Source organism: Enterococcus sp. AZ163, assembly GCF_050498925.1.
Lineage (GTDB): Bacteria > Bacillota > Bacilli > Lactobacillales > Enterococcaceae > Enterococcus_A > Enterococcus_A ferrettii.
In genome coordinates this window covers 1,983,095-1,999,942 of sequence record NZ_JBIPAO010000001.1, presented here as the reverse complement: position 1 = coordinate 1,999,942, position 16,848 = coordinate 1,983,095, and the positions used below count along the sequence as shown (strand labels likewise).

The 16,848-nt window shown below is 40.6% G+C and carries 15 protein-coding genes; 3 read left to right on the top strand and 12 right to left on the bottom strand.

From position 1 onward, the window contains the following. Positions 1–6: 6 nt before the first annotated feature. The 10 genes from IGI46_RS09455 to IGI46_RS09410 all read right to left on the bottom strand — a co-directional run bounded on the left by IGI46_RS09455 (position 7) and on the right by IGI46_RS09410 (position 12,442). Entirely contained in the window at positions 7–2,064 is a 2,058-nt protein-coding gene (locus tag IGI46_RS09455) for a BglG family transcription antiterminator (protein WP_429973337.1), read from the bottom strand. A gap of 80 nt (positions 2,065–2,144) precedes the next feature. Beyond that, a complete protein-coding gene (locus IGI46_RS09450; protein ID WP_429973336.1) occupies positions 2,145–3,905 on the bottom strand; it encodes a PTS mannitol transporter subunit IICBA in 1,761 nt (586 codons plus the stop codon). A 280-nt stretch (positions 3,906–4,185) separates the two neighbouring features. After that, positions 4,186–4,923: a helix-turn-helix domain-containing protein gene (locus IGI46_RS09445; RefSeq protein ID WP_429973335.1), complete on the bottom strand. Its 738-nt coding sequence runs from the start codon at positions 4,921–4,923 to the stop codon at positions 4,186–4,188. Between the two features lie 161 nt (positions 4,924–5,084). Beyond that, positions 5,085–5,456, bottom strand: coding sequence for a DUF956 family protein (locus IGI46_RS09440; RefSeq protein WP_429973334.1), 372 nt, complete (start codon positions 5,454–5,456; stop codon positions 5,085–5,087). A 106-nt stretch (positions 5,457–5,562) separates the two neighbouring features. Continuing rightward, the gene (locus tag IGI46_RS09435; RefSeq protein WP_207704297.1) at positions 5,563–6,474 is read right to left on the bottom strand and encodes a PTS system mannose/fructose/sorbose family transporter subunit IID; all 912 of its coding nucleotides are present in this window, start codon (positions 6,472–6,474) and stop codon (positions 5,563–5,565) included. Between the two features lie 18 nt (positions 6,475–6,492). Continuing rightward, positions 6,493–7,302, bottom strand: coding sequence for a PTS mannose/fructose/sorbose transporter subunit IIC (locus tag IGI46_RS09430; protein ID WP_207704296.1), 810 nt, complete (start codon positions 7,300–7,302; stop codon positions 6,493–6,495). 33 nt (positions 7,303–7,335) lie between these two features. Continuing rightward, positions 7,336–8,310, bottom strand: coding sequence for a mannose/fructose/sorbose PTS transporter subunit IIA (locus tag IGI46_RS09425; RefSeq protein WP_429973333.1), 975 nt, complete (start codon positions 8,308–8,310; stop codon positions 7,336–7,338). A gap of 75 nt (positions 8,311–8,385) precedes the next feature. Next, on the bottom strand, positions 8,386–8,886 hold the full coding sequence (locus tag IGI46_RS09420; RefSeq protein WP_207704294.1) for a PTS system mannose/fructose/N-acetylgalactosamine-transporter subunit IIB: 501 nt from the start codon (positions 8,884–8,886) through the stop codon (positions 8,386–8,388). Positions 8,887–9,072: 186 nt separating this feature from the next. Beyond that, a complete protein-coding gene (locus tag IGI46_RS09415) occupies positions 9,073–11,850 on the bottom strand; it encodes a sigma 54-interacting transcriptional regulator (RefSeq protein WP_429973332.1) in 2,778 nt (925 codons plus the stop codon). Positions 11,851–12,169: 319 nt separating this feature from the next. Next, complete coding sequence (locus IGI46_RS09410; RefSeq protein WP_207704292.1) at positions 12,170–12,442, bottom strand: SemiSWEET family transporter; 273 nt, start codon at positions 12,440–12,442, stop codon at positions 12,170–12,172. Between the two features lie 444 nt (positions 12,443–12,886). Here IGI46_RS09410 and IGI46_RS09405 point away from each other — a divergent pair, with 444 nt between their 5' ends. From IGI46_RS09405 to IGI46_RS09395, 3 genes are all read left to right on the top strand, one after another. After that, positions 12,887–13,183, top strand: coding sequence for a MazG nucleotide pyrophosphohydrolase domain-containing protein (locus IGI46_RS09405; protein ID WP_429963051.1), 297 nt, complete (start codon positions 12,887–12,889; stop codon positions 13,181–13,183). Continuing rightward, a complete protein-coding gene (locus IGI46_RS09400; protein WP_429973331.1) occupies positions 13,176–13,955 on the top strand; it encodes a DUF6597 domain-containing transcriptional factor in 780 nt (259 codons plus the stop codon). Before IGI46_RS09405 ends, IGI46_RS09400 begins: the two co-directional genes overlap by 8 nt. A gap of 85 nt (positions 13,956–14,040) precedes the next feature. Continuing rightward, the gene (locus tag IGI46_RS09395) at positions 14,041–14,424 is read left to right on the top strand and encodes a VOC family protein (RefSeq protein WP_429973330.1); all 384 of its coding nucleotides are present in this window, start codon (positions 14,041–14,043) and stop codon (positions 14,422–14,424) included. 34 nt (positions 14,425–14,458) lie between these two features. Here IGI46_RS09395 and IGI46_RS09390 read toward each other — a convergent pair whose 3' ends face one another. Next, entirely contained in the window at positions 14,459–15,097 is a 639-nt protein-coding gene (locus IGI46_RS09390) for a DUF536 domain-containing protein (RefSeq protein WP_207704288.1), read from the bottom strand. Positions 15,098–15,396: 299 nt separating this feature from the next. Next, the gene (rsgA, locus tag IGI46_RS09385) at positions 15,397–16,728 is read right to left on the bottom strand and encodes a ribosome small subunit-dependent GTPase A (protein WP_429973329.1); all 1,332 of its coding nucleotides are present in this window, start codon (positions 16,726–16,728) and stop codon (positions 15,397–15,399) included. Positions 16,729–16,848 lie beyond the last annotated feature (120 nt).

Here is a 16,848-nt window from a genome sequence, read left to right as displayed (position 1 = left end):
TCCTCCTTAGTTCTCTTTAATCTCTTTAATGAACAGTGAACTGAGTAATTGATATACCAGCTCATGATTACCAAACTTATAAATTTCAGTGTTCAGATCGCTCTCAATAACTGAACTGCTGATTTTTCCTAGCAATCCTTTTTGTGCTTCCTGCAACGGATCGGGTGCCAACAGCAGCAATACCCGAGTCAGCTTGATGCTCTTTTTATCCATTCCCAAAATCGAAAAGGCTTTGTCCAAATCATAAATAGTAAAATAAGGCTCCAGCACATGCTTATTGGCACTATGAAACAAGGCAAAATTGGTATTAGGCACACCAATTGGCGCAACGATATAGCGATCGATTACCTTTTGAGTGACATACTCAGCATTCGTAACTACTGATCCTTCTAATTCGCCAATCATCTTTTCCAAAGTCAGCTCAATTGTTTCCTCCGCTGCAAAGGGGCGGACTTCAAATTGGTTTAGTAGATGATTCGCTGTACGCATTGTTTCATAAAGATTATTGAAATCCTCCCCCGGCTCTTGAACCGTTTCTTCAATTACCATACGTTCTGTTTCCGGACGCAGGTCGTGAATATAGGTCCGCAAATCCTGAATTTCTTCGTCTAAAAGCAACGGTGAAATGACTTTGTACGGTAACGTGAATTCAGGTAGAAAAACAGTGGCTAGGATTAAATCATACTGTTTGAAGTTCAAGCGATTCATCTCAGAAATTTTGGCTACTTGAATTTGTTGAATTTCCGGCATATATTTCTTAATTCGACTCTCTAATATCCGGGCAGTTCCAATCCCGCTGGAACACAGAACTAAAACAAATAGTCCCTTACTGGAGGGATTGCGCTCCAAGGAGGTAGCAAAGTGGATAACTACATAGCCCAGCTCATCATGAGTAAATTGATGATCCGGAAAAATGACTGCTAACTGGTTCGTTACTGCTTGAGTCAGAGTATTGTATTTTTCTTGAATTTTCTGCAACAGTGGATTTACCATATTGGGTAAGACTGTCATGCTTCTTTTCAAAGCTGCCGACATATGCGTAAGCAGGTCGTTAAACAATTGCTCATCTTTACGAAATTCCAACCCACTGTCCTCTGAAACCAAACGAATCAGTTCCTTAATCTGATAAGAAAGCTCAACATCAAAATGATCAATAAAAATATTTTGTGGTTTCTTATAGTTGATTCCCTCCAGCTGGTAAGCAAAGAAGCGAACCTCTTGTGCTGGAATTGAATGCCCCCAGTAAGTAGCAACTTTAATCATAATCTGACTGGCAATTTGCATGCTTTCTGGTTTTGGACTGCTGTCTTGTTCTTCTTCCACAAACTTATTTTGACGAATTCGATCAATTGAGAGAGCCAGCAAAATCAGAATACGCTGTAGCTGATTGTCTGTGACTTCTTTTACTGAGTATTGTGGAATATGGTAAAGGATATCCTTAGCCAAATATAGTCCTCGCGGAGTTAATTGCTTCAGGAAAAAATTGTCCGTCTCTGCTTCCGTTGTCTCCTCATTCAATTGATCAATGAATTGGAAAAACTCGTATTCATTTACCCCATTGAAAATCAGATTACCTAAAATTTGTCGTTTTTCTTTTTCTCTGCCAGTAATCTTTATTCCCCGGCCCTTTAGCCGCAAGAGCTGCAAGCGATAATCCTCCAGGCTTTGTTCAATCGCCTGCAAATCAGAAACAATCGTCGAAGGGCTGACTTGGAAATCAATCGACAGTCCTTCAATTGTTTCCTCTTCATCCAGCATCAGCAAGCTGGTAACAATCGCACTTTGCCTTTGGACATTATCCGTAAAAAGCTCTTCTTTATTTTCTTCTAACTGATCCTTTAGTTTGTCTAAATTAATACTCTCCCCCACGATTCGGTATCCTTCACCACGGGGTTTGATAATTTGAACATCTAACGGTTTAATCGTTTTTTCTATACTGGAAACCTCGCGATAAATCGTCCGTTTGCTGACGTTCAGCTCATGCTGCAGCTGATCCAGCTGGACTCCAGTCGGGTAAGCTAACAAAAGCGCTAAAATCTTTTTTTCTCGAACCGAAAAGTACACTAGTACCTCCTCCAAATAGTAAAAGGGTAAAAGCAGTGAATACTCACTGCTTTAAGGGTAATACGATTCTGCAAAAAAGACTACTTATTTTTTAACTGAGCAACAATTTTATCATATTTTTCTGAAGTTACCATGTCAGCTACAGGCACGTGAACTGCACTCGGTGCTTGTTGTTCAGCATGAACTGTTTCAGTTTGCATAGTAACGATCATAGCTGAAGGTTCATCCTTCAATTCCCCGATCATTGCTACAGTCACTGGCAAATTGACACCTTGTTCCTTCAAGACCTTTTTCATAACGGTTGCGCCCATATTAGCAGAACCTTTTCCTTTTTCGTAGGCAAAGACGATGTGGTCTACTCTATCGTAATCCGCAACTCCCTCAACAACATCGTCACTCAACTTTTTTCCATCAGCACCTGCTGTTGGACCATCAGACAAACGTTCCACGATTTCATCGTAACGTGGGGAATTCATAAAGTTCTCTACCTGAACAAAGGTTGCACTTGGTGCTTTTTGACTTGCCCGATCGTACAATTCTTCTTGTGTCACCACTAACGCATTTGCATCATCGGACAAATTATTAATCGCTGAGTTCGATACCGGGATATTAATACCAGCTTTTTTCACTTTGTCGCGTAATACTGACGCACCCATTGCACTTGAACCCATACCAGCATCACAAGCAAAGATGATTTTGTTTACATTGCCAAACATTTCTTGGTTGCCGTTTTGACCACCAGCTTGACCTTTACTTGCTGATTTTGCTTCTTGCACCGCTGCCTGAGTAGCTGCTAAATCGTCTTCTTCATTGTTGTCTGCTTTGATAATGACCATCGCGATTAAGAACGAAACAACCGCACCAACGACAACCCCTGCGATAACAGCAAACATGCTGTCTGGTGGTGTCATTGCCAAGATTGCAATGATTGATCCTGGTGAAGCCGCTGCCCGTAAACCAGCACCTAGTAATTGGAAAGTGAAAGTTCCAGCAACCCCACCGCCGATAACTGCTAGGAACAACAATGGTTTCATCATTACATATGGGAAATAAATCTCATGAATACCACCTAGGAATTGAATGATAATCGCACCTGGTGCAGAGGATTTCGCTGATCCTTTACCAAACAAAGTGAAGGCTAACAGCACACCTAAACCTGGTCCAGGGTTTGCTTCTAGTAAGAACAGAATCGATTTCCCTGCTTCAGCGGCTTGATCTGCCCCCAAAGGTGTCAAAATTCCGTGGTTAATTGCATTGTTTAAGAATAGAATTTTCGCTGGTTCAATAAAGATATTTGCTAATGGCAGCAAACGCATGTTAATGATTGTTTCTACTCCAGCCGCCATCAATTCAGTAAGTGAAGATACCACCGGTCCAATTGCATAAAAGCCTAATACTGCTAGCGCAAAGCCAATCAATCCAGATGAGAAGTTGTTAACCAGCATTTCAAAACCGGCTTTAATTCTCGATTGGAACATGTCATCAAATTTCTTAATACACCAACCGCCAAGAGGCCCCATAATCATTGCCCCAATGAACATTGGAACTTCTGACCCTACGATAACCCCCATCGCTGCAATTGCCCCAACAACCGCACCACGTTGACCGTGTACCATGCTACCACCTGTGTAAGCAATCAATAATGGCAATAAGAAAGTAAGCATCGGGCCAACAAGTGATGCTAGCTGTTCATTTGGGAAATACCCCGCCTCAATAAATAATGCTGTGATAACACCCCATGCGATAAAGGCCCCGATATTCGGCATGACCATCCCTGACAAGTGGCTGCCCAGTCGCTGGACTTTCGCTTTCAGTCCACTTTTCTTTGCAGTAGTTTCCATTTTCATTTCCTCCTTCAAAATAATAAAATAGAATGATTTCGTTTACATGTATATTGTAGCTTGTATCAGTAAGTGCTTTCAATCAATAGTAAATAGAGCTTTGGCACAGAACTTTGTGCCAACTTTGTCAGACATATTTTTTGACAACATCTTATATTCTGTCAAAAATTCCTAAAATCCTCTTAATAAAGCGAATAAATAATGCTGAATCCAATTATATAATCGAAATAAATGATCACAAAAAAGACGTCGAGCCTGTTACCGGTCAACGTCTTTCTTTCTATTGGACAATTTCCGCTCTTTTTTCAGAAGTACGTTTCAGCAAGCTCACATACGCCTTTTTGTGCTCTTCTATAAAACTTTCAATAGCTCGTTTCTTGTCTGAAGACCACTCTTTGTCTTCTATTATATTGGCCTGATCATCCACTGCAATACTTCCGGTATAGGTTTTACCATTAAATTTCGCATGATTGACTGTGATCGTTCTTTGGTTCTTTTCTTTCTCCTGCACGACCAAATTGCCTTCTTGGCCAATTACCCATGGATGACGTTCCTGTAAAGGAATAGGCAGCCATCCGGTTTGTAAAATGTACGTGTAAAACGCAACACCGCCTTCACTCAATTTGTACTCATCAGGAAACTGCGAATCGGTCTCTTGTCTCCAAGAATGAGCCCTCAAATTATCTCTGTATTTTTGTTCATCCCAGCGTAGTTTAGCCAAGGACCCTGCTGCCAAAATGGTGACCAGTGCCATCACGCCTAGAATAACTTTATAGTATTTGTTCCAGCGCAGCTTTTTAGAATAGTCTTTGGTCATTTCTCGATCCCCTCTCAATAACTTATCCAGAGAGATACCAAATAAATCACTAATGGCAACAATCATTTCCAGATCGGGATAGTTCCGTCCTACCTCCCAGCTAGAAATGGTTGGACGCGATACATTCAGCAGCTGACCCAGCTGCTCCTGGGTCCATTCCTTTTTTAAGCGCTGCTCTTTAATTTTGTCACCGATGTTCATTAGTACCCACTCCTTATTTTCATTATCCGAATAGCTTATCAGAAAATAAAGCTATCTTCTCTAGCATCCAACTTTTCTCTTTGATACAATACGTATCATCTTGATTTAACGGTCTTTTATGTACATCTGGGCAAATAAAAAAACTGACTACTATAGCCAGTTTATCTGCTAAATCTTGACTTAAATCCTCGCTTCACAACATCCCAAAAACTTAAGGATTGTACCATGTTATTCGGATCAACATATTCGCGAATCGCCCGCAAGACTTTTTTAGGTTCCTTCGAAGAGAAAGTATAGGTTCCGTTCTTCTTAGTTTGAATGGCATAGCGCGGAATCCATTTACCCTTGAACATAATAGAAGCAATCACCTGATCTACTTCCTCCCAAGGAATTTGGATGAATTTACGTGCATCACGATCATTGAAAAATTCGAAACCCTTATCGCCAATCATAATTTTCCCATAATCGGTCATTCCCATATGAGAAGTGGCATTCATGACTAAGTCAACTTGGGTGTTGATTGATTGAACCATTGCTTTACTCCATCTCCTTTTATTTCACTAGTCATTATACTGGTTTTTAGTTTTTTAAGCAAAAGACATAAAAAGCCCAGGCATCACTGCCCAGGCTAAGTTTTTCTTACATTAATCCTACTAGGTGAGCAAGGATACCCACTACGAACAAACCAAGAATGATGATGATTGGTGAAACTTTCTTCTTAAGCAACCACATACATAGAAGTGTTAAGCCTAAGCCAGCTAATCCTGGAATTAAGCTGTCCAAGTTATCTTGTAATGTTGTTACTTTTACATCGCTCAGTGAAAGTCCAGCTGCTTGTTGTTCTAATGCTGACTTGATTCCTTCAGCACCTGATGGCAAGCTGCCCCAGTCAATAAAAGCGCCTTTGTCTAACTGAACTTCTGATACAGTTGGTTTGAATCCAACAGATACCCACCGGTTAACCAATGAACCAAGGATAAACATCCCCAGAATTGAAGCCCCTTTAGTAATGTCTTGCAATAAACCACCTGATAAGTCATCAGTAATTTTAGAACCTGCTTTGTAACCAAATTCTTGAGTGTACCACATAAATGCCATACGGATAGCATTCCAACCAACAAAGTAGATGATTGGTCCTAAGATATTTCCAGCTAAAGCTAGAGAAGCAGCTAACGCACCCAGGATTGGTTTAACAGTGAACCAGAAAACTGGATCTCCGATACCGGCTAAAGGTCCCATCATACCAACCTTAACCCCTTGGATTGCTACGTCATCTACAGGAGCGCCATTTGCACGTTCTTCTTCCAGTGCCAATGTTACACCGATAATTGGTGAAGCTACATACGGATGTGTATTAAAGAATTCTAAGTGACGTGTCAATGCAGCGGCACGATCTTCTTTATTAGGATATAATTTCTTGATCGCTGGGATCATTGAGAAGGCCCAACCACCATTTTGCATACGTTCATAGTTCCAAGAACCTTGAATGAAAGTTGAACGCCACCAGATGGAAATGCGATCTTTTTTCGTTAATTTTATTTGCTCTGCCATTTCGTGTTAGCTCCTTTCTTAATAGTTATCAATAATATCGCCTAATGGGTCACCAGTATTTGAACCGCCGCCGTTACCTGAGCCGCCGCCTTGTTTAGAAAGCGCCAAGTAGATAAGAGCAAGAGATACACCGATTGCACCAAGACCAATAAGAGTAATTTGTGAAATTGTTGCCAATACAAAACCAATTGCGAAGAATGGCCATACTTCTCTCGTAGCCATCATGTTAATAACCATTGCATAACCAACAGCTACTACCATACCACCGCCGATTGCCAAGCCGTCTGTTAACCAAACAGGCATAGATTCAAGCAAGCCGCGCACTGGACCTTCACCAATTGCTAAGATTAAGATAGCAGGGATTGCAATACGAACCCCTTGCATAGCGATAGCAATAATATGCCATAATTCAACTTTTCTGATATCGCCTTCTTTTGCTGCTGCATCCATTAAATGTACGAATGCTGTAGCAATTGTACGACAAATGATTGTTAGCAATAGACCTGCAACAGCTAGTGGAACTGCGATAGCGATAGCTGAAGATACTCCAGCTTGTCCTTGTCCACCAAGTACCAAGATAATTGCAGATGCAATTGATGCCAATGCAGCATCGGGTGCTACGGCAGCGCCGATATTCGCCCAACCAAGAGCGATCATTTGTAGGGTACCACCAAGAATAAGACATGGCATTAGGTTACCTGTAACTAAGCCGATTAACGTACAAGCGATTACTGGTTGGTGGAAATGGAATTCATCCAAGATACCTTCCATACCAGCTAAGAATGCGACGATAACGACTAATATCATTTGAATAATATTTAATTCCATGATTATTAATCCTCCGTTTCTCTGATAAAATAATTATTTTTGTTTGTTCAATTCTTCTTGTGCTTTTTTCATGATTTCATCCATATCGCCTTTTGAATCATTTGGCACTTTACGAACATCAAAACTTACGCCTAGATCTTTTAATTTTTTGAATGAATCTAGATCTTCTTGACCGAAAGCCAACACTTTATTTGGTTGAACTTTACCTGGTGAATGAGCCATTGAACCGACATTGATTGTCTTCAATGGAACGCCGCCTTCTACTGCTCTTAGTGCATCTTGAGGATTCTCAAAAAGCAATAATGCGCGTTGTCCACCAAAATGTTTATCGTCTTTTGCCAGCTCGATCATTTTAGCAACTGGTACAACGTGTGCTTTAACTCCTGGAGGCGCTGCTTGTTGGATCAATTTCTTACGAAGTTCATCCTTTGCTACGGTGTCGGATACAACAATGATACGTGTTGGTCCTGTCGTTTTTGTCCATGCAGTCGCTACTTGTCCATGCAGCAAACGAGAGTCAACCCGTGCTAAAACATAAGACAATGAACCTGGTGTTCCAGCATTTGAAGGTTGTGCTTGAGTTGGCGCTGCAGCTGCTTCAGCAGGTTCCAATTCTTCTGGTCTAACTTTTACTCCTTCTTTTGCAGTGCCCAAAATATGAGCGGCAATTTCATGAGCAGTATTCATTGATAAACGAGAAGCATATGCTTCAATCAACATTGGTAAATTCATCCCAGCAACAATTGCCCAAGTGTCTTTGTGTTCTTCAAACAAGCTGTTGGCTTGGTTGAAGGGGGTTCCACCCCAAAGATCGACTAAGAACAGCACTTCATCCTGATTTTCGAAAGAAGCAATCGCGTCTTTCATTTTTGCCTTAACGTCATCTGGACCTTCGCTCGGCATCAATGTAACAGCTGTTACATTTTCTTGTTCTCCAAAGATCATTGCTCCGGATTGCAAGATACCATTTGCGAATTCACCATGACTGGCAATGATAATTCCTACCATCTTTTTACCTCCTACTAGTATTGTTACAGTGTTAAATGAATATAAATAAGTTCTAAGAACCTGTAACCAAATTTTTTACGGCAGCATCTTTTCTTTTTGAATCTGTTGGATCAAATCATTTTTGCGATCCGAGGGAACCTTCCTTGTTTCCAACTCAATTCCATGTTCAGCAAGTGTTAAAAAGCATCTCACATCGTCTTCATCTAAAGAAATAAAATTAGTAACCATTTTTTTCCCTTCTAGAAAACGCATACCGCCAATATTAACTGACTTTAAGTCAACACCAGCTTCGACTACTTCTAAAACATCCTGAGGTACAGCAAACAGGAGCATCACACGCAATTGATCAAACAGCTGGTCATGATAGATTTCAACCAATTTTTTCTTTGTAATGACATTGGATTTAATCCCAGGCGGAGCTGCTTGCTTTAACAGGAATTTACGCAATTCGTCATGTGCCACCTCATCGCTGACAACAAGGATACGTTCCACGCCAGTAGCCTTAGACCAAACCGTAGCTACTTGTCCATGAATCAATCGATCATCAATCCGAGCCAGTCGGACATCCATCACCATTGCGCCACCCCCAATTCTGATTCAACTCATTTAAAAAGCTTCAATGTGCGTTTGAGTACACAAGCACTCACTTATATATAAGCAAGTGCCGTGCCAAAATACACTAGATTAAAAAAGCCTTAAATCAAGCCTTTTCAAAGATACACAAAAAGCGATACAGTATACTGTATCGCTTTTTGTGTATCTTTATTGAACCAATTCTTCATGGTTTCTTAATAGCTGGTAAATATAGTATCGTTCAGAATCAGGGAATGTAACCTTCAGTTGATTTTCCAAATCATTCAATCCACGATTCAGTGTCGTATTGTCAGTCACATGCTGATACTCAGTCAAGGTTGCTTTATCAATATGCAAAGGTTGATTTAAAATGCTTCGTTCAATCGCTCCAGCCATGTGCATGACGAAATTTACCATTAATGCATAATCAGAGGAATGGCCTTCATCAAGAATAACTGAATTAGCCAAACGCCAGACCGGTTCGATAATTTTCTTGGCATTAATAAAGGTGTAGCTTTCTTCCATAAAACGGATACATAGATCTCTTGCCGTTTCGTGGCTTAGCTCAACCTCAACTTGATTCTCCAAATCGTTTTCCAGCAATAGTTCATCAATCACTTGATCTGCCCGCTGATTGATAAATTTCTCCATTGGAATGTATGGCGCACCAATTTTAGGATCCATAATTCCTGTCGTTGCGATTATTTTGTAGTCCTTTTTTAATTGAGGAATTTTAGTGCCAATTTCTGTAACTGAAAGTGTCAGCACTTGTATGTGATCCAGCTTGCGCTGTTTCAGCGGCCATTCAATAATTTCTTTCAGTCGCTGAGCAGTCCCTTCACCGGAAGCACAAATTGCCAGAATTGCCTGCTTTTCTTCTGATTTCGGCTTTTCTTCCTCTAAAACAACTTTTCCATATCCACGGAAGCCTTTTAAAGACTCATACAACTCTTCGATTCCTGATCCTAGTACACTAGACTTTCTGGCAGCCTCTACCACTAGTGGTGTCGTGACCATATCTAAAGTTCGAATAGATATACCGGTTTCTTTTTGCAGCTCATCGTTAAATGAAGCTAACGAACCCATGTCTACCATTAGCAGAACGCCGCTGCCTTCTTCCACCTGAAGAACCGCCTCGCGAATTTTTTCAAAAGCCGTTCGTGGATGCATATCCAACGGCATATCAACCGCTCTTAAATTGTTCACATCTAAAAGTTCTCTTACTACTTGCGCCATCGAAGAAGCTGTACTATTTCCATGTGCGGCAACTACCACACCAATTTTCCCAGTCGGTTGATCTTCTCGTAACGAAACCAATAGAACGGTCAAATAATAGTCTTCGCTATCAGGAATTCTCACTTGAAATTCATGCTCCACCAATTGACGAATTTCTTGAGCTACCTGAAACTCTTTCGGGTAGTTCGTCGCCATCTCGCGAATGTTCGCATTGGTCTCTCGCGTTTCCCCTTCATGAATTTTTTTCAAGAAAGAAGAAATATGCAAGCTCATAGCATAAACAAAATTTTGTTGAAAATAGGTATTTAATCGTTCACTTACTAAGGTAGCAATTCGATTGCTGACTTCGATAACATGCTTGTCAACAAACTCAGCCAAACGAGTTTCAGTATCAAAGTTAAATCCATGATCTTTGTAGAAGGATTTCAAATGAATGTTAATATCTGTTGAAATAAAATGATTGATCGTTTCCTGATCCAATCCTTCCATTTTTAAAAGAGCGGCTTTATCGCCAATAATATCATAGAGGTTATACGGCAGTTCATACGTATCCGTTTTAATTAATTCCTCAATTTCATTTGGCGTAACAATCATCTTCGGCTCCAGATATGGCGAAATATCCGTTGATTTTATTCGATCTGCCGATAGCTGTACCAAGCCCGACTTAATCCCATCGGTTAAATCATTAAGGGCAATACTAATTTTATCCTGGTTCATGTGCAGCATAAAGCCACGAGCACATACCAGTTGAACATTTGATTTTAACTGTCCGACATTTCCGTAAGTCACACTGCCCAACAAAGCCTTAACCACATCTTCAGCTAAAGTAATATTGCGTTGAATTCGATTGGCCTCCATTGCTACCATCACCCGCACCAATTCAATCTGTTCGGCAGCCGGCCGACTATTAAAAGAGGGCATCTGAATGTTAATGGGGATCCGACGGACAAAGGTATCTAATAAAGAAGAATGAGGATCTTCTGTTGTAGCTCCCACAATTCGAACATCTGCTTGATGATTCTTACCGGTTTCACCTAGGCGATTATAGCTGCCATGATCCATAAAGTAAAAAATCATTTCCTGACCTTCTGGTGGCAAACGATGAATTTCATCTAGAAAAAGCATTCCACCGTCTGCTTGCTGGATCAAGCCTTCTTTGTCGCTGTCTGCTCCGGTAAAAGCACCTTTTACGTAGCCAAATAAATGACTCATTAATAATTCTGGATTGTTCGCGTAATCGGCACAGTTAAAAACCACCAACTCACGTTCTTCATTAATTACCTGTTGCGACTGTGCAAATTGGAACATCGCATGGGCAAAAAAAGTTTTACCTGAGCCGGTAGGTCCTGTAATCAAACAGTTCAACCCTCTCGGAGGATAGAGAATAGCTGCTTTTGCTTGCTCGACGGCATTGCGCATACTACCGCTGGATCCGATAATTCGAGTGAAAACGTCTCCCTGCTTTTGAGTCAGAATCCGCTTTTCCGGTCGCTCCTTTTGAACGGTGGAAAATGCTTCATTTGTTACTTGAGCCAATCCCGATTTTTGAGCTTGTGCAAAATAGCGAACCGGCCGACCATCCGTCTTGCGTAAGGTCCCGTTTTTAATCAACAAATTCAAATCTTTACTAGCATTCGTTCGCTGAATCTGCAGCGCTTCTGAAACGTCATTGGTTGTCACATTGGCATGATCACAAACATACTGGTAAATCCGATCAATTCGTCGTTCCATTTTTCCACCCACTTTTAAGTGTATCGTTTTCTCTATCTATTTCACAAAATCGTAATTATTTTCTAAAGAAATAATACACTAATTCTATGTCAAACACAAAAGATTACCCTTTCCCTTTACGCATCTATAATATATTTCATTAAACAAATGCCTCTTTTAACGACTGATAAACACCAAAAGGTTATCCTTTCTTAACTAACAAATTATAAGCAACAGTAGTGTATTATTCTCCGGTCAGCGAATCCTTACTATCTTTTATTCTAATGGAAAAACGCTCCTTTAATTTAACTCAATAAAAAAGACCCGTAAAAACGGATCATTAAATCGCAGTAAAGAAAGTAATCGCCCCTAAGAAAATTCCGGGCAAGTTCGCAATTACTAAAGGCCAATCTTTTTGTTTCTTCAGAGCTCCATAGATTACCCAGCAGGTACAGTTAATCATTGCAACAAATGGTTGGATAGGACTCCCCTTATCTCCTTGAAGATTATTCAAAATCTGAGGGATGTAAGACACATACATCATCACTGATAACACTGACGCTGCCCTTCCTAGCTGTTGAATTTTGTGTTCTTTATCATTTTTTTTGCTCATTTTTACTCATCCTTTAAATAAACTTTTCTCTTAATTAGTATAGCACAGACACCTTTAATCACCTGTATAGGACACTCTTAAAGCAGTAATTAATTAGACGTAAATTGTTCCTAAAAAAGCAATAAGCAAAAGATTTGAAGCAGAAGCAGCTTTTACTGGAATTAAATTCTGATCTCATTGGGGCAACTATCCTATTCTCTACTGCAAAAGTAACACCAGCAATTAGATTGTCTTTATATAGATATAGAAGACTAGGATTATGGTGATTTAAACTGATAAATTTATGTATAGAAAGCTCTGCTGCCAATTAGCTAAGTCTTTTCTTCTTTAGTCTGCTAAAGATTTTTGCTTGAGATTCATTCCTGATTTTTCAAAGAATGATTTTTCTTTTCTTCCCAATTTTAACCCTATATAATAGAAGAAAACTGATTGAGGAGAAGCCTTATGAATGAATTATTAGCAGAAATCTTCCAAACGGCCGAAAAGGAACAAAAAAATGAGCAGCAGCTGGTACTAAAGCTGATGGAAGAAGTGGGTGAAACTGCTCAGGCCTTGCTATCCAGCCAAAAGGCCCCAGGGAGCGAATACAAGCACCTAACAACTGAGGATGTACAGGAAGAATTAGCGGATACTTTGTTGGTCACTCTCGCACTTTTCCAGAAACTAGGTGTCAGCAATGAACAATTACACTGCTTGTTGCGAACTAAATTGGCTAAATGGCAGGCAAAGCAAGATGCCTAAGACAGCTGGATACTATCCTATCCAAATTCCTTATCTGTTGTCTGAACCCTTCCAGCAATACGTTGATTATCAGGAAGAACCAGTTGCTTCATTGAGTGAATTTGTCATTTGCTACTGGCAGATGATTCCTCGTACTAAAGAAATTCAACTACTCGAAAACATCATTATTGCAGATGGGTGCATTGATTTAGTTGTAGCCTTTGATCAACAACAAATAGGATTTTCTGGTACTCGAGAGACTGATTTCCATTTCCCGGTTTCATCTACCGAACGCTTCATGGGCCTTCGCTTAAAACCCGGCGCTTTTGCTCAACTTTTTCAACGATCAGCTGAACAAGGCATGGATCAATTTTTACCCATTGAAAGGATCGACTCTGATTTTGATTCAGAAGAGTTCTTCAAGCACTCTTTTTCTGAAGCAAAAGAATACCTTATTGCTTATTGCGAGAATCAATTGATGACAAGAACAGCTGATGCCTACACTAGATTGTTTGACGAACTGACTGAACAGCTGCCAGCTTCAGCAGCCGAATTATATGATCAACTTGGGCTAAAAGAACGCAGCTGCCAGCGGATTTTTCAAGAGAAGTATGCCCTATCACCAAAAAAAGTGCTCTCCATTTTACGCTTTCAAAAAGGCTTGAATGACTTGCTGCAGATCAATGAACAAACTACCTTGAATTATTATTACGATCAATCCCATTTTATCCAAGACTTCAAGCGCAACATCGGGATTACACCTCGAGAATTAATTCAGTATTACCGTAATTGACGGATTTTTCCTATCGGTTCCAGCATTTTTACTTTAAAGTAGAAAAAAAGGCGGCTCACATGAGCAGCCGGCGGGAGGAATATATATGTATCAACAATTAACTGCTAATTTAATGGTAGATAGCATCGAAGAAACACTGTCTTTTTATCAAGAGAAATTGGGCTTTACCCTAGTAGCATCCGTACCTAATGAAAAGGGTTATTTACAGTTTGCTATTGTAGAAAAGGATGGACTGCATCTGATGTTTCAAGAACGTCGCAACATGATAGAAGAATATCCAATGTTGGAAGCCTCTGCTACTAAGCCTGGGATTACTTTATTTATTAAAGTCACAGATTTTGATCAGCTCTATCAATCGCTGAAATCCAACGTTTCCTTGGCAGCCGATCTCCACGAGACCTTCTACGGTACCAAAGAATTTGCCATTCTTGATAACTCAGGCTATGTGTTAACCTTTGCCGAAAACTAGAATCACGTCCCAGCTAAAATTTAGCTGGGATTTTTTATTTGAAGCTCCAACGTTTCTTCAAGAAGCTGGTTTGTCCAGCTGTCGCCTTTTCATATTTATCCTGCAGGTCGGCGTAGTAATTCATCCAATGGTTTAGATTTTCAGTCACTCGCTGCTTTTCTTCTGCTAGGCTGATTTCCTTTTGTTTTAAGCGTAAATTCTCCTGCTTCAGCTGTTTGTTTTCTAAAACCAAAGTCTCAACAATTTGTTCATCCAAAAAGGGAATCTTTTCGGACGAGATGAATTCCCTAGTGTTTTCCGTCATTTGATTGCTGAAAAAACGCAGCATTCGTTTGTCCTCAAGACTCAGCTGCTGCTGCTGATCCAAGAGCTTTTGCAGCTGGATAATCGTCTGATCCTTTTGCTCCAGCTGCTCCAAAACAAACTCACCCACACTGGGAAACCCTTTTTCTTCTATGGGGTCTTCCAAAATCTGCTCTCTCGGCGATTCGCTAGTGATTCGTTTTTGTTGGCGCAAGCGCTGATTATCAACAATTAAGCGAATGAACTTTGTCTGCTTGCTGCTTAAAGCGGACTTGCCCACTACGACAATTCCCATTTGATTCAGTATTCTTTTTATGGCTCCTTTGCTTACCAACAATTCCTGCGCTAACTCTTCTATCGTTTTCTCCATGTCTTACTCCCCTAGTTAACGTTCTTTTTTGCCTCTCATTCAGATTATAAATCAATCAATATCGTTTAACAATCACGCTCTTTTCCAGGAAAATCCCTATTTTTTATTAGAAATGAGTCCTATATCAATTGAAATTGAGTAGTTATTTATCTTAGTTACTCTCTAGCAAACATTCCGCTCGTCGAAAATCCTGTCTTTGCTTATTTTTAGTTAAAAACAATGCGGCAATTTTAAGGAAAAATGATAAGGAAAATAAAAGACTACAGCAACCTTTTTTCTGGTTGCTGTAGTCTGGTTGCTTATTTAATAGGAAAAGGGGAATCTCTCATTACTTGCTGGATCAATTGCAGCAACTTCTCCTGATTATCATCGGCTGCTACCCGATTGGATTTCAATACTCCGCAGGAACGGCAGCGATGTATAATTGCCCATTCTCCCTGACCTTTTGACCAAAGGCTGACCGCTACCATGGTCCCTCGGCAAAGAGCTGCCCGATCTCCTGGACGATTATCGACATGTTTGCTGGCCAAACAATGAGGGCAATGATTCCGATGTTTGCTGCCAGCCGTTTCTGGAGCGGAAGCTTTTCCGCACTGTTCACAGATGAAACTCTCGGTACACGATACTACACGATAATCCGGTTGTTTCAGCTGTTTAGCAAATTGAGAAATCTCTTTAAGACGCTGCTCCTTCTGCCGCAGGTATCCTTCCTTATCTTCCGTAAAGCGAGCTTCAGCGGCAAGCTTCAAATAGCTTTCCCATCTTTCCGGCGAAAGTTCACCCGCTTGCAGAGCCGCTTTCACTCGGCAGCCTGGTTCTTTTTGATGTTGACAGTCGCTAAATTTGCAGTGCCCTAAATAATTACTGATATCAGAAAAGCTTTTTTCCAAACCTTCAGAGCTGTCCCACATGCCTAGCTCCCGCATCCCAGGAGTATCAATAATTTGAGTACCTTCTTGTAAAAAAATCAACTGGCGATGACTCGTCGTGTGCTGACCTCGCTGATCCTTAGCTCTGACGTTGGCTGTATCCATATAGTTATCCTTGACTAAATAGTTCAACAACGTCGATTTGCCAACGCCCGAAGAACCTAATAAGACAATGGTTTTGTTTGGTTGCAAGTATTCATCAAGCTGGTTGATTCCGACACCAGTTACAGCGCTGATCCCATGAACCTTCGCTCCTATAGCAACTCCTTCAGCTGCTGCAAGTTGGCGGGAATAGTCCGGCACTTCATCAATTTTCGTCAACAATACCACGGGTAAGCCGCCCGATTCCCAAGCCAAGCTCAAATATCTTTCCAGCCGCCGCAGGTTAAAATCGCGACCCAATGCTTGTAAAATAAAAACAAAATCAAAATTGGCCGCTACAACTTGTCGTTTGTTACTGCCAACGGCTGAATCAGCCCGAACAAATAAGGACCTGCGCGAATAGGTTTTTAAGATTAGGCTGTGATCCTGACCTCGATAATCTAGAGCTACCTTATCACCGACTGTAGGATAATCCTCAGCCTGTTCCGGGTAATTCCCTCGCTTCACCTTGGCAAATCCCGTGCCTTTAGTGCAGGTAAAGCCAAATAAACCTTTATGAACAGAAGTAATTAATGCTTCTTTTAAATAGTTTGTATTCACAATTTTTTCTCCTTATGTTTAGTTATCCTGCTCCCTTCTTGACTTTCCAGCTTTTTTCACATCATTGATCCATCAGCTGAAAAGCCGATGGTTGACACTTAGCATCAAACAACTCCACCT